This window comes from Pseudomonas sp. MUP55, from assembly GCF_034043515.1.
In the GTDB taxonomy this organism is placed as follows: domain Bacteria; phylum Pseudomonadota; class Gammaproteobacteria; order Pseudomonadales; family Pseudomonadaceae; genus Aquipseudomonas.
Window position 1 is genome coordinate 2,484,765 of sequence record NZ_CP138214.1, and the last position, 14,290, is coordinate 2,499,054.

Consider the following 14,290-nt stretch of genomic DNA (forward strand, 5'->3'; position numbering starts at 1 on the left):
TTTTCAAGTTTTCTTCAAAACGGCGCATCAGGGCCCAAAGCTTTGCTCTGTCACGCCAGCTCGGGGCGGTCGCGAAAGTGTTCGAGTGCCTGGGGATTAGCCAGCGCATCGGTGTTCTTCACCGGTTCCCCATGCACCACGTTGCGTACCGCCAATTCGACGATCTTGCCGCTGATGGTGCGCGGAATATCGCTGACCGCAAGGATCTTCGCCGGCACATGGCGCGGCGTGGTGTTGGCGCGGATCACCTGCCGAATCTGCTGCTGCAGCGCCTCATCCAGCTCGACACCGTCCTCAAGGCGCACGAACAGCACCACCCGCACATCGTCCTGCCAGCGCTGGCCGATGGCCAGGCTTTCCAGCACCTGCGGGACTTTTTCCACCTGGCGATAGATTTCGGCGGTGCCAATGCGCACGCCGCCAGGGTTGAGCACCGCATCGGAGCGGCCATGGATCAGCAGGCTGCCGTTGGGGCGCTGTTCGGCGTAGTCGCCCTGGGCCCACACGCCGGGAAACTGGCTGAAATACGAGGCGCGCAACGTCTTTTGTTGTGGGTCGTTCCACAGCCCGATAGGCATGGCGGGGAAATGCCGGGTGCACACCAGCTCGCCTTTTTCACCGATCAGTGGGCGGCCCTGGTCGTCCCACACTTCGATGGCCATGGCCAGGCTCTTGCACTGCATTTCGCCACGGCGCACCGGCAGCACCGGGTTGCCGATCACGAAGCAGGAGACGATGTCGGTACCGCCGGACATCGACGACAGGCACAGCTCGGCCTTGATCTCGCGGTACACGTAGTCGTAGCTCTGGGGCGACAGCGGCGACCCGGTGGAGATCAAGCCTTTGAGGCTGCGCAGATCATGGGTCAGGCGCGGTTGCAGCCCGGCCTTCTCCAGCGTGGCGAGGAACTTGGGGCTGGTGCCGAATACGCTGATGCGTTCGGCGTCGATCAGGTCGATCAAACGCTGCGGCCCGGGATGAAACGGCGAACCGTCATACAGCACCGCCGTGGCGCCCAGGGCCAGCACCGACACCAGCCAGTTCCACATCATCCAGCCACAGGTGGTGTAGTAGAACAGGCAGTCCTCGCGGGACAGGTCGGCATGCAGGCCGTGTTCCTTGAGATGGGTGAGCAATACGCCGCCAGTGCCGTGAATGATGCACTTGGGCACGCCGGTGGTGCCGCTGGAGTAGAGGATATACAGCGGATGATCGAAGGGCACCGCGACGAACTCGGGCGTGCCGCCGGGTTGGTAGAAGTCGTTCCACAGCGCTACCCGTGCCTGGGTTCGATAATCCTCGACCTGCGCCTGAGGGCGGGCGTAGGGCACGATGATCAACTGTTCCAGAGACGGCAGCCGCTTAAGGATTTCATCGAGTTTGGCGCTTTGGTCGATGGCCTTGCCGGCGTAGCGATAACCGGCGCAGGTGATCAGCACCTTGGGCTCGATTTGGCCGAAACGATCGATCACGCCCTGGGTGCCGAAGTCGGGGGAGGAGCACGACCAGATCGCGCCGAGGCTGGTGGTGGCGAGCATGCCGACCAGGGTTTGCCAGGTGTTGGGCATGCACGCCGCCACCCGGTCGCCTTTGCCGACACCGGCCGCGCGCAGGCTTGTTTGCAGGCCGGCGACGTGCTCGGCCAGTTGTGCGTAGCTCAGTTGCTCACGCTGGCCGTCTTCGCTGATGGCAACCACCGCCGGGTGCTCGTCGCGACGGCGCAGCAAGTGTTCGGCGAAGTTCAGGGTGGCGCCGGGAAACCACTGGGCGCTGGGCATTTCGCCGGTTTCGACCAGCGTGGCGCTGGGCGGGCTGCGAAATTGCACGTCGAAGAACGCCACAATGGCCTGCCAGAAGTCGGCGCGCTGGTCGATGCTCCACTGGTGCAGGGCAGGGTAGTCGCGCAGCTGCAGGTGGTGGCGGGCATTGATGTAGCGGCGGAACTGGTCCATGCGCGTGTTGGCGATGCGCTCTGGGGAGGGTTGCCAAAGGATGTCGGACATTGGGGATTCTCTTGTTCTTCTCTTCCAGACAATACAGTTCCAATGTGGGAGGGGGCTTGCCCCCGATGGCGGCTTCGCAGCTGGCACATGTGGCCCTGACCCACTGCTATCGGGGGCAAGCCCCCTCCCACATTTTGATCTCCAGTGTCTGGGGTTATTGGGCCAACCAGCCACCATCGATATTCCACGCCGCGCCCCGTACCTGGCTGCCGGCCTCGCTGCATAAAAACAATACCAGCTCACCCAACTGCGGTGGCGTCACGAACTCCAGCGACGGCTGTTTCTCCGCCAGCAGATCATGCTGCGCCTGCTGCGGGTCCACCCCGCTGGCCGCGCGATCATCGATCTGCTTCTGCACCAGCGGCGTCAGCACCCAGCCCGGGCAGATGGCGTTGCACGTCACGTTGCTGGTCGCGGTTTCCAGGCCCACCACCTTCGTCAGGCCGATCACCCCGTGCTTGGCCGCCACATAGGCCGCCTTGCCCACCGAGCCGACCTGGCCGTGCACCGAGGCAATATTGACGATCCGCCCCCAGCCCTTGGCCTTCATGCCCGGCAGGCTCAAGCGCGTGCTGTGGAACACCGACGACAGGTTGATGGCGATGATCGAGTCCCAGCGCTCCACCGGAAAGTCTTCCACCGCCGCCACGTGCTGGATGCCGGCGTTATTGACCAGAATGTCCACGCCGCCGAACTCGCGCTCGGCATAGGCCAGCATCTCGGCGATCTGCGCCGGGTCGCTGACGTCTGCCGGGTGATGCCCGACCTTGCCGCCAAACGCCTGCACCTGGGCGATCACCGCGCTGGCATCGCCGAAGCCGTTGAGGATCAGGTTGGCGCCGGCCTTGGCCAGGCTCAGGGCAATGCCCAGGCCGATGCCGCTGGTGGAGCCGGTGACCAGGGCGGTCTTGCCGTTCAATGTCGTCATGAAAACCTCACACTATGCCGGTGGCGTAGAAAGTACCGATCACCACGAACACCGCGAGGGTCTTGATGATCGTGATGCCGAAAATATCCTTGTAGGCTTCGCGGTGGGTCAACCCGGTCACCGCCAGCAGCGTGATCACCGCGCCGTTGTGGGGCAGGGTGTCCATGCCGCCGCTGGCCATGGCCGCCACCCGGTGCAGCACTTCAAGGGGGATATTGGCCGCATGGGCCGCTGAAATAAAGCTCTCGGACATCGCGGCCAGGGCGATGCTCATACCGCCGGACGCGGAGCCGGTGATGCCCGCCAGCAGGGTCACGGTAATGGCTTCGTTGACCAGCGGGTTGGGAATGCCCTTGAGCCAGTCCGCCAGTACCAGGAACCCCGGCAGCGAGGCGATCACAGCACCAAACCCGTATTCGGAGGCGGTGTTCATCGCCGCCAGCAGCGCGCCGCTGACCGCACTCTTGCTGCCTTCGGCCAGTTTGCTTTTAATCGCCGAAAAACCGCACGCCAATACCACGATGATCCCCACCAGCAGCGCCGCCTGCACCGCCCAGATCGCGGTGAGCTTGGCAATGTCGGTGGTCACCGGGGTGCTCATGCCCGGCAGGCTGAGGCTGTGGGTCTTGCCGTACCACTGCGGGATCCAGTGGGTGAACAGCAGGTTCATCACCCCCACCAGAATCAGCGGCGACAGCGCGACCCATGGGTTGGGCAGCGTGAGGTTCTCGGCCGTCTCCGGCTCGTTGCGCAGCTCGGTGCCATAGCCTTCACCCGCGCGCTGGGCCTTGTTGCGCTGGCGCGACAGGTAGAGCATGCCGGCACAGAACACGAAGATCGTGCCGATCAGCCCCAGCCAAGGCGCCGCCCAGGCGGTGGTGTTGAAGAAGGTGCTGGGGATGATGTTCTGGATCTGCGGCGTGCCGGGCAGGGCGTCCATGGTGAACGAGAACGCACCGAGGGCGATGGTCGCCGGGATCAGGCGCTTGGGAATATTGCTCTGGCGGAACATCTCCGCGGCAAACGGGTACACCGCAAATACCACCACAAACAGCGACACGCCGCCGTAGGTGAGCAGGGCGCAGACCAGCACGATCACCAGCATCGCCTGACGCGTGCCGAGCAAACGAATCGCGGCGGCGACAATCGAGCGCGAGAACCCCGACAGCTCGATCAGCTTGCCGAACACCGCACCGAGCAGGAACACCGGGAAATACAGTTTGATGAAACCAACCATTTTCTCCATGAACACCCCGGTAAAGGCCGGTGCGACAGCGGACGGGTCGGTCAACAGAACAGCGCCGAGGGCGGCGATCGGGGCAAACAGGATAACGCTGTAGCCACGGTAGGCAGCCAGCATCAGCAGCGCCAGGGCTGCCAGGGCAATGATCACACTCATGGTGTGTCTCCATCGAATTGTTATTTTTGTGGGGGTAGCGGTTAAGGGGTGCTATAGCGAGATATGTGCCAGATACTTAACGTATTGAAATCAAAAGATATTTATTCTTTTGGCTCAGTGGATTTCAGAGTTTGTCTCAATTTTGAGACCAGCGCTGAACAAATGTGGGAGGGGGCTTGCCCCCGATGGCGGTCGGTCAGCGGGCAAAAATATTGACTGGACTATTGCTATCGGGGGCAAGCCCCCTCCCACAGGGGTCAGTCTTGATAGTGGGATTTGAGTCTCATTAATGAGACTAGGCGATCCCCAACGCCACCATCTTCTTGTACAACGTCGACCGCCCGAGCCCCAGCCGCTGCGCCGCTTCCACCACATTGCCCCCGCAGGCTTGCAGCGCCGCACCAATCACCTGCCGATCAAAGCGCTCCCTGGCGGCGCTGAACGTTTCTGCCTCTACCAACATCACCGTACTGCGCTCAACCGGTGTAAAGGTGCCAATCGCCGCTCGAATTTCCCCGGCATTCAACACCAGGTCATCACTCAGCAACGCCGCCCGCTCCAGCACGTTGCGCAGCTCACGGATATTCCCCGGCCACGCATGCTGCGCCAACAGCGTCAGCGCTTCGCGGTCCAGTTCATGCTGGCTGCGCAGTTCTTCAAGGATGGCTTCGCTCAGCGCCGGAATATCCTCCAGCCGTTCCCGCAGCGGCGGCACCTGGATCGGCAACACGTTCAGGCGGTAGTACAAGTCCGCTCGGAATTCGCCACGCTTGATCGCCGCTTCCAGGTCCATGGAGGTCGCCGCGATGACCCGCACATCGCTGTGCAGCATTTCGTTGGAGCCCACCGGCTCGAATTCCTTCTCCTGCAAAACCCGCAGCAGTTTGCTCTGCAGCGGCAGCGGCATATCGCCGATTTCGTCGAGGAACAGCGTGCCGCCCTGGGCAATCTGAAACTTGCCCGGACGGCCCTTGCGATCCGCGCCGGTAAAGGCGCCTGGCGCGGTGCCGAAGAATTCGGCTTCGAGCAGGTCGTGGGGAATCGCTGCGCTGTTGATGCTGACAAAGGCCTTGTGCGCACGCGGCGACGCGCCGTGAATGGCCTGGGCGAGCAGTTCCTTGCCAGTGCCGGTTTCGCCCAGCAGCAACACCGGCGATTCGGCGCTGGCGCTGCGCCGCGCACGGCGTTTGACTTCAAGGCTGGCGGCGCTGGTGCCGATAAAATGCGCAAAGTTGTATTTGCTCTGGCGTGAGCGCAGCAACGAGCGGGTGGACGCCAGTTCCTGCTGCATGCTCAGGTAGCGCTCGATCAGCGGCGACAGGTTGCGCAGCTCATCGAACAACGCGAAGCCGATCGCACCAATCACCGCGCCCGCATCGTCGTGGATCGGCAGGCGCATCACCACCAACGGGCCCTTGGGCGTGTCCTGGATGTCCAGCAGAATCGGTCGGTCGTTGCGCACCACCTGGCGCAACAGGCTGTTGGAAATCACCTGCTCGCAGGGTTGGCCGATGGCCTGCTCGGCGCTCTTGAGGCCGAAACGCTTGGCGTAGCGCTCGTTCATCCAGACGATATTCGCATCACGGTCAACGATCACCGTGCCTTCGCTGGACTGCTCGATAATCTCGAACAGCGACTGAATGGCCAGGCCGCGAACGTGTGGGTAGTCCTTGAGGCTGGTACTCATGCGTGCAGAATCCTGTAGGCGCGAGCGTGCTCGCGAAGGTCGTCAACGATAATGCGGTGCATCTGGAGGCACGCGCCTACAAGGGGATATGCGCCGCTGCCATAAGCTCCTTGGTGTAGGGGTGCTGCGGCGCTTCGAACACGCTATGGCTGGGGCCGCGCTCCACCACCTTGCCGTCCTTGACCACGATCATATCGTGGGCCATCGCCCGCACCACCGCCAGGTCATGGCTGATGAACAGGTAGGTCAGGCCGTATTTCTCCTGCAGTTCGCGCAACAAGGCCACCACTTGTTTTTGCACCGTACGGTCCAGCGCGGAGGTCGGTTCATCCAGCAGCATCAACGCCGGCTTGAGCACCAGCGCCCGCGCAATCGCAATGCGCTGGCGCTGGCCGCCGGAAAATTCGTGGGGGTAACGGTGCCGGCTGGCGGGGTCAAGGCCCACGTCCTTGAGCACCTGGATGACCTGCGCTTCGCGTTCGTCGAGGCTGCACGGCGCGTGAACCTCCAGGCCCTCGCTGATGATTTGCTGCACCGACATGCGCGGGCTGAGGCTGCCATAGGGGTCCTGAAACACCACCTGCATCTGCTTGCGCCATGGGCGCATTTGACGGTGGTTGAGCGGGTCGAGGGCTTCACCCTGAAAGCGAATACTGCCGGTGGAGTCGAGCAAGCGCAGGATCGCCTGGCCCAGGGTCGACTTGCCCGAGCCGGACTCGCCGACAATCCCCAGGGTCTTGCCGCGTTGCACGCTGAGGTTGATCCCGTCCACCGCCTGCAGGTAGCGCTTGCGCCGCAACAGCCCGCCGCCAAGGGCAAACTGCACGCTCAGGTCGTCCACCTGCAACACCGTCTCGCGCTCCTCGCCGCACAACACTTCCGCCGAGGGCTCGGCGTCCAGCAGCAGGCGGCTGTAGGGGTGTTGCGGCGCGGTGAACAAGGTCTGGCAGTCGGCCTGCTCGACAATCTCGCCGGCGCGCATCACGCACACGCGCTGGGCAATGCTGCGCACCATATTGAGGTCGTGGCTGATCAGCAGCAGTGACATGCCCAGGCGTTGCTGCAAAGACTTGAGCAACAGCAGGATCTTGCGCTGCACGGTCACGTCCAGCGCGGTGGTGGGTTCGTCAGCGATCAGCAGCTCCGGCTCGCAGGCTAGGGCCATGGCGATCATCACCCGCTGGCGCTGGCCACCGGAGAGTTGGTGCGGATAGGCCTTGAGCCGCTCCTGGGGTTTCTGAATGCCCACCAGGTCGAGCAGTTCGAGGATCCTTGCCTGCGCCGCCTTGCCGCCCAGGCCCTTGTGCAGCAGCAGGGTTTCGCCGATCTGCTTTTCGATGGTGTGCAGCGGGTTCAGCGAGGTCATCGGTTCCTGGAAGATCATCGCAATGCGGTTGCCCCGCAGCTTTTGCAGGGCCGCAGGCGACGCGCCCATCAGTTCCTGGCCGCGATACTTCACCGAGCCGGTGCTGTGCGTGCCGGCTTCGGGCAGCAGCTGCAGGATCGAGTGGGCGGTCACCGACTTGCCCGAGCCCGACTCGCCTACCAGCGCCAGGCATTCGCCGGGGCGCACGTCCAGGTTCACATTGCGCACCACGGTGTGGCCGCTGAAGGCCACGCTGAGGTCACGGATTTCGATCAGGTTCATACGCAGTCACTCATGAGCGAGGGTCGAAGGCATCACGCAACGCCTCGCCGATAAACACCAGCAGCGACAGAATCAGCGCCAGGGTAAAAAACGCCGTCAGGCCCAGCCAGGGCGCTTGCAGGTTCTGTTTGCCCTGGGCGATCAGCTCGCCCAGTGAAGCACTGCCGGCCGGCATGCCGAAGCCGAGGAAATCCAGGGCGCTCAAGGTCGAAATCGCCCCGGTCAGGATGAACGGCAAATAGCTCAGGGTGGCAGTCATCGCATTGGGCAGGATATGCCGGCCAATGATCTTGCCGTCGCCAAGGCCCAATGCGCGTGCGGCCTTGACGTACTCCAGGTTGCGCCCGCGCAGGAACTCGGCGCGCACCACGTCCACCAGCGCCAGCCAGGAAAACAGCGCCATGATGCCCAGCAACCACCAGAAATTGGGCTCGACAAAGCCCGACAGGATAATCAGCAGGTACAGCACCGGCAGCCCGGACCACACCTCCAGGATGCGTTGCCCCAGCAAGTCCACCCAGCCACCGTAGTAACCCTGCAACGCCCCGGCGGCGATGCCGATGGCGGCGCTGATCGCGGTCAGCGCCAAGGCAAACAGGATCGACACCCGTGCGCCGAAGATCACCCGCGCCAACACATCCCGCGACTGGTCATCGGTGCCCAGCCAGTTCACCGTCGACGGCGGGCTGGGGGCAGGGCGGGTCAGCTCGTAATTGGGCGTGTCGTCGCTGAACGGGATCGGTGGAAACAGCATCCAGCCGCCGTCCTGCTTGATCAGCTGCTGCACGTAGTCACTGCGGTAGTCGGCCTGGAACGGCAATTGCCCGCCGAACTGCTGTTCGGTGTAGCGCTTGAACACCGGGAAATACAGCTCGTTCTTGAAGCTGAGCACCAGGGGCTTGTCGTTGGCGATCAATTCGCCACCCAGGGTCAGGATAAACAAGCCGATGAACAGCCAGAGAGACCACCAGCCCCGGCGGTTCTTCTTGAAACGCTCGAAACGCCGACGGGCCACGGGAGACAGGTTGAGCATCAGGCGTTCCTCGCGGCGAAGTCGATACGCGGGTCCACCAGGGTGTAACACAGGTCACCGATGAGTTTTATCAAGAGCCCGAACAGGGTGAAGATGAACAGCGAACCAAACACCACCGGGTAGTCCCGCGACACCGCCGCCTCATAACTCATGCGGCCCAGGCCATCGAGGGAAAAGATCACTTCGATCAGCAGGGAACCGGCGAAGAACACGCTGATGAACGCCTGGGGAATCCCGGAAATCACCAGCAGCATCGCGTTGCGAAACACATGGCCGTAGAGCACGCGGCGTTCGCTCAAGCCCTTGGCGCGCGCGGTGACCACGTACTGCCGAGTGATTTCGTTGAGGAACGAGTTTTTGGTGAGGATGGTCAGCGTGGCGAAACCACCGATCACCAGCGACGTGACCGGCAATACCAAGTGCCAGAAGTAGTCGGCGATCTTGCCCACGGTGCTCAGCTCTTCAAAGTTCTCCGACACCAGTCCGCGCACCGGGAACCAGTTCAGGGATGTGCCGCCGGCAAATACCACGATCAGGAACATCGCGAACAGGAACGCCGGCATGGCATAGCCGATCACGATGGCGGTGCTGCTCCACACATCAAAGCTGCTGCCATGGCGCACCGCCTTGCGGATGCCCAAGGGGATCGACACCAGGTAAGTAATCAGTGTGGCCCACAGGCCAAGGGAAATGGTGACCGGCATCTTCTCCAGGATCAGGTCGATCACCGTCGAGCCGCGAAAGAAACTGTTGCCGAAGTCCAGTTGGGCGTAGCTCTTGAGCATCAACCACAAACGCTCCGGCGCAGGCTTGTCGAAGCCGTATTGCTTTTCGATGTCCTTGATCAGTTTCGGGTCCAGGCCGCGGCTGGCCCGCGAGCCGCTGATGCCTTCGCCTGAGCCACCGCCGACACCGCCGCCGCCGATGCCTTGCAGGTGGGCAATGGCTTGTTCGACCGGCCCGCCCGGCGCGGCCTGCACGATCACGAAATTCACCAGCAGGATGATGACCAGGGTCGGGATGATCAGCAGCAGGCGCCGCACGATATAGGCAAACATCAGTGCGCACCCCCGCGTTTTTCCAGCTCGGCTTGCATCTGCGCGTTGGTCAGTGGTGTCGGGCTGACTTCCCACCAGGTTTCCAGGGCTTCATCGTTTTTCGCCTCGATGGCCGGGCGGCCAAAGCGGTTCCACCACGCAGCGGACGTGCCGGGCGGGTAGTAGTTGGGAATCCACAGGTAGTTCCATTGCAGCACGCGGTCCAGCGCGTGGGCATAGGTGAGCATCTGTGCCTGGGTGTCGGCCTTGACCAGACCCTTGATCAGGCGGTCGACGGCCGGGTCCTGGAGCGCCATGTAATTGTTGGCACCCGGATCGAACGCCGCGGCGGAGCCGAAGAAATTGTACAGCTCCATGCCCGGCGAGGTGGTGACCGGAAAACCGGTGACGATCATGTCGTAGTCCCGTGCCATCAAGCGGTTGACGTACTGGGAGGAATCGATGCGGCGGATATTCAAGGTGATGCCGATTTGCGCCAGGTTGCGTTTGTACGGCAGCAGCAGACGTTCCACGCCCGCCTGGGCATTAAGGAATGTAAACGTCAGCGGCTCGCCCTCGGCGTTGACCAGTTGGTCGCCTTCAGGCTTCCAGCCGGCTTGCTCCAGCAGGGCCAGGGCCTGCAACTGCTTGTCGCGGATCATGCCGCTGCCATCGGTGACGGGCGCCTTGAACACCTGGGTAAATACTTCATCGGGGATCTGCCCGCGCAGGGGCTCAAGGATCGCCAGTTCTTCCCGGGTCGGTAGCTGGGTGGCGGCGAGCGGGCTGTTGGAGAAAAAGCTCTGCTGGCGGATGTACAGGTTGCGCATCATCTGCCGGTTGGCCCATTCGAAATCCCACAGCATGGCCAGGGCCTGGCGCACCCTGCGGTCCTTGAACATCGGCTTTTGCACATTGAACACATAGCCCTGGGCCGGTTGCGGCATTTCCTTGGCCAGATGCGCACGTTGCAGACGGCCATCGTCGAGCGCCGGGCCGTTATAGCCGATGGAATAGCCCGTGGCGGAAAATTCCCGATTGAAATCGTAGGCGCCGCCACGCAGCACCTGGCGCGCCACTTCGGTGTCGCCGAAATACTCAAGGCTCAGGTGATCGAAGTTGTACAGGCCCCGGCTGACCGGCAAATCCTTGCCCCACCAGTCGGGGTCACGGGTAAAGGTGATGGTATTGCCCGAGTCGATCTTGCTGACCTTGTACGGGCCGCTGCCCAGCGGGGCTTCATAGCCGCCGCCGTTTGCAAAGTCGCGGGTCTTCCACCAGTGCTCGGGGAACACCGGCAGCGTGGCGATATCCAGGGGCAGGGTACGGTTTTCATTGCTGGAGAAGTCGAAACGCACCTGGCGCTCGCTTTCCACTTCGACGTGCTTGACGTCGGCGAACAGCGTGCGAAAGCGCAGGCTGCCTTGGGTCATCAACAGATCGAAACTGTAACGCACGTCTTCGGCGGTGATGGGCTTGCCATCGGCAAACCGCGCCTTGGGGTTGAGGTAGAAACGCAGCGACAGACCGTCGTCGGCGCGCTCCATCTTTTGCGCGACCAGGCCGTAGACCGTGTAGGGCTCGTCCAGGGAGCGCTGGGCCAGCGGCGCATAGAGCCAGCCATCGACCTGGGAAACACCGATGCCTTTATCGATATACGGCAATACATGGTCAAAGCGCCCGATTTCCAGGGCGGAGCGGCGCAGGCTGCCACCTTTGGGGGCATTGGGGTTGGCATAGTCGAAATGGCTGAAGCCATCGGCGTACTTGGCCGGCTCGCCGTACACCGTGAGGGATGTTTGTGGCGCCGCGATCACAGCGCTGCTGGTCAGGAACAAGACCAGGGTGACGCGGAGCAGTGTTGGAAAAGCCAGTCGCATTATCAGCCTTGAGCGCGGATGAACAGGAATAGAAGAGCTGTACGTTAACGGCTTAAGCGTCGTCAGTCACCACATGCACAACGGCCCGCCAAATGGCGGGCCGTTGTTTACAGCATCAGCACAGACAGGATCAGTCCTGGCGGCTGGTGACTTCCAGCAGGTGATAACCGAACTGGGTTTTCACCGGGCCTTGTACGGTATTGACCGGGGCGCTGAACACGACGGTGTCGAATTCCTTGACCATCTGGCCTGGGCCGAACGAACCCAGGTCGCCGCCTTGACGGCTGGACGGGCAGCTGGAGTTGGCTTTGGCGATTTCTGCGAAATCAGCGCCGCCTTCGATCTGAGCCTTGAGTTCGTTGCACTTGTCTTCAGTGGAAACGAGGATGTGGCGGGCGGTGGCTTTGGCCATGGGGAATAACTCCTTGAGTGAAAAAACGGTGAGCCTACCGGATTCAGGCGGTTATTTCCCGGCAAAGTTCCCGCTGGTTGCCTGAGCGGGTCGGGAACCGCCGGGCACATGGGGTTCAAGCCAGAACGATGTAGTCGTTCTGCTGGACAATCGCTGCGTGCGGGCCTTGCACGAGATGGATATAGCGACCGTCCACCAGGTCGATGGGCAGGCAATCGTCAATATCCATTACCGCGTCGGTATGCCCCTGGGACCAGTGGCGCAACAGCTGCTGCTTGCCCTTGCTCATCGCTTCGCGTTTGTCGCGCGCGACCAGTAACAGGTAGTGATGGGCCTCGCCGAAGCTGTTGGCCTCGTAGCCGCCGAGGTTGATGAAATACAAGTGAGGTGCATCGCCGTGTGGGGCCAGTGGGCTGAGTTCGACCTTCCAGCCGTCGACGCCATCGACCGCCATCCACGAATCGATGTGCAGGCCCTTGGGGCTGCCGAACCAGGCCTCGCGCAATTGCGGGTAGGTGGCGTGCAGCGTGTCAGCCACAGCAAACGCCACATCATGTACTTCGATCCGGGCCCTGGGGTGTTTGCCCCCGAGCATCACGACAAACAGCATTGCGGGTGATTCCTGGCGATTGATCAGAGGCCAACCATACTGCGATTGAACCCTTTTGTCCGGTCAATGCCACACTGTTAATCCGCGAACTGATCAGGAGGTTGTCATGCGTACTATCGATCTGGCCGGCGTTCCCGTGCCTGTCATCGGCCAGGGAACCTGGCGCATGGGCGAAGACCCGAACCAGCGCCGCGCCGAAGTGGGCGCATTGCAACTGGGTATCGACGAGGGCCTGACCCTGATCGACACTGCCGAAATGTATGGCGAGGGCGGTGCAGAGGAGGTGGTCGGTGAAGCCATCAAGGGCAGGCGCGACCGGGTGTTCCTGGTGAGCAAGGTCTACCCCCACAATGCCAGCAGCCAGGGCGTGCCCCGCGCCTGCGAAGCGAGCCTTCAGCGCCTGGGCACCGACTACATTGATCTGTACCTGTTGCACTGGCGCGGTCACTACCCCCTTGCCGAAACCGTCGAAGCGTTTGAGCGGCTGCGCGAAGCGGGCAAGATCGGCCGTTGGGGCGTCTCCAACTTTGATGTGGCAGACCTGCAGGAGCTGGCGTCCCCTGCCTGTGCGACTAACCAGGTGCTCTACAACATTGAAGAGCGGGGTATCGAATTCGACCTGCTGCCATGGTGGCAACAGCACCATTTGCCATTGATGGCGTACTGTCCCATTGCCCAGGGCGGTGAGCTGCTGGCGAGCCCGACCCTCAAGCAGATTGCCCATCGTCATGAGGCCACCCCCGCGCAGGTCGCACTCGCCTGGGTTCTGCGACAACAAGGCGTGATCGCCATACCCAAGGCAGTATCGCCTGAGCACATTCGACAAAATGCCGCTGCCGCGAAGCTGGTACTGGATGAGCATGACCTGGACGCGATCGACCGCGTATTTGGCGCGCCCAAACGCAAACACCCGCTGGCGATGGTGTAGCGCCAACAGGAACGGTGCCGTCCCTGGACCGTTCCCGCCAGCGCCGCGGTTAACCGGCTACCGGGCTGCGCCAGTCGTCCGAGCCGGAAGTGCCGGCCACTTCATGCGTCCAGACGATCTTGCGATAGGTGAAATGCACGTCCTCCAGATGGGTGAAATGGGCATTGCCCGGGTCCTGACAGTTGGGCATGCGCGACTGAATGTCCACGATCGTTGCGCCTTCCAGTTCAATGGTGAAGTAGTGCTCCTGGGTGCCTGCCGAAGAGGTACGGAACCATTCCAGCCGGCATGACACCTCTTCCCCCGAGGTCAGCGCGCTGAAAAGCAGCGGCGAGGACTTGTCGAAGACCTTGCTGATCATCAGCGGTTTATGCACGCGCTGGCCGGTAGGCTGACCCGATTGCGGATCGCGGGGAATGATCACCTGGTGCGCAAACGCCTGCACCAGGATCTGGTCCTCATGGCCTTCCTGATAAATGTTTCCTACCGAGTCCTGGGTAAATGTACCTGCGGTGATCAAGCCTTGTTTGACACCGGTGATGGAGAGGTACGCGGGTGTTGGCATGACGGGTTTCCTTGTCTGATTGAGTAGGTGCTGCCGAACGGCGAGCTTGCCGGTCGGGCAAATGCCTATAACAAAAAGCGTGCCTGAAAGTGTGAGGGTCAATGAAATAAGGGTGCGGGCTATTAGCGCCATAAATGTGCTGGGAAGTTGCTGGTGATTT

At 62.2% G+C, this 14,290-nt stretch carries 12 protein-coding genes; 1 reads left to right on the forward strand and 11 read right to left on the reverse strand.

Going from position 1 to position 14,290, the window contains the following annotated elements:
- Positions 1-50: 50 nt before the first annotated feature.
- The 10 genes from SC318_RS11220 to SC318_RS11265 all read right to left on the reverse strand — a co-directional run bounded on the left by SC318_RS11220 (position 51) and on the right by SC318_RS11265 (position 12,637).
- Positions 51-2,003, reverse strand: coding sequence for an acetoacetate--CoA ligase (locus tag SC318_RS11220; RefSeq protein WP_320430840.1), 1,953 nt, complete (start codon positions 2,001-2,003; stop codon positions 51-53).
- 154 nt (positions 2,004-2,157) lie between these two features.
- Complete coding sequence (locus tag SC318_RS11225; RefSeq protein ID WP_306492730.1) at positions 2,158-2,931, reverse strand: 3-hydroxybutyrate dehydrogenase; 774 nt, start codon at positions 2,929-2,931, stop codon at positions 2,158-2,160.
- 7 nt (positions 2,932-2,938) lie between these two features.
- On the reverse strand, positions 2,939-4,330 hold the full coding sequence (locus SC318_RS11230) for a GntP family permease (protein ID WP_320430841.1): 1,392 nt from the start codon (positions 4,328-4,330) through the stop codon (positions 2,939-2,941).
- A 295-nt stretch (positions 4,331-4,625) separates the two neighbouring features.
- Positions 4,626-6,017 (reverse strand): sigma-54 interaction domain-containing protein, encoded by a 1,392-nt coding sequence (locus tag SC318_RS11235; protein WP_320430842.1) that lies wholly within the window; start codon positions 6,015-6,017, stop codon positions 4,626-4,628.
- 76 nt (positions 6,018-6,093) lie between these two features.
- The gene (locus tag SC318_RS11240) at positions 6,094-7,665 is read right to left on the reverse strand and encodes an ABC transporter ATP-binding protein (RefSeq protein ID WP_320430843.1); all 1,572 of its coding nucleotides are present in this window, start codon (positions 7,663-7,665) and stop codon (positions 6,094-6,096) included.
- A gap of 10 nt (positions 7,666-7,675) precedes the next feature.
- Complete coding sequence (locus tag SC318_RS11245; RefSeq protein WP_320430844.1) at positions 7,676-8,698, reverse strand: ABC transporter permease; 1,023 nt, start codon at positions 8,696-8,698, stop codon at positions 7,676-7,678.
- Positions 8,698-9,756: a microcin C ABC transporter permease YejB gene (locus SC318_RS11250; RefSeq protein WP_320430845.1), complete on the reverse strand. Its 1,059-nt coding sequence runs from the start codon at positions 9,754-9,756 to the stop codon at positions 8,698-8,700. Before SC318_RS11250 ends, SC318_RS11245 begins: the two co-directional genes overlap by 1 nt.
- Positions 9,756-11,615, reverse strand: a complete 1,860-nt coding sequence (locus SC318_RS11255) for an extracellular solute-binding protein (RefSeq protein ID WP_320430846.1) — start codon at positions 11,613-11,615, stop codon at positions 9,756-9,758. Before SC318_RS11255 ends, SC318_RS11250 begins: the two co-directional genes overlap by 1 nt.
- A 130-nt stretch (positions 11,616-11,745) precedes the next feature.
- Positions 11,746-12,027, reverse strand: a complete 282-nt coding sequence (locus tag SC318_RS11260; protein WP_005788801.1) for a peptidylprolyl isomerase — start codon at positions 12,025-12,027, stop codon at positions 11,746-11,748.
- A 115-nt stretch (positions 12,028-12,142) separates the two neighbouring features.
- Positions 12,143-12,637, reverse strand: coding sequence for a DUF1543 domain-containing protein (locus tag SC318_RS11265; protein ID WP_320430847.1), 495 nt, complete (start codon positions 12,635-12,637; stop codon positions 12,143-12,145).
- Positions 12,638-12,743: 106 nt separating this feature from the next.
- Here SC318_RS11265 and SC318_RS11270 point away from each other — a divergent pair, with 106 nt between their 5' ends.
- Positions 12,744-13,565 carry an aldo/keto reductase gene (locus tag SC318_RS11270; RefSeq protein ID WP_320430848.1) on the forward strand — a complete coding sequence of 274 codons (822 nt, stop codon included), beginning with the start codon at positions 12,744-12,746 and terminating at the stop codon, positions 13,563-13,565.
- A gap of 49 nt (positions 13,566-13,614) precedes the next feature.
- On the opposite strand, the gene SC318_RS11275 is transcribed toward SC318_RS11270, so the two are convergent.
- Positions 13,615-14,130, reverse strand: coding sequence for an Hcp family type VI secretion system effector (locus SC318_RS11275; protein WP_320430849.1), 516 nt, complete (start codon positions 14,128-14,130; stop codon positions 13,615-13,617).
- Positions 14,131-14,290 lie beyond the last annotated feature (160 nt).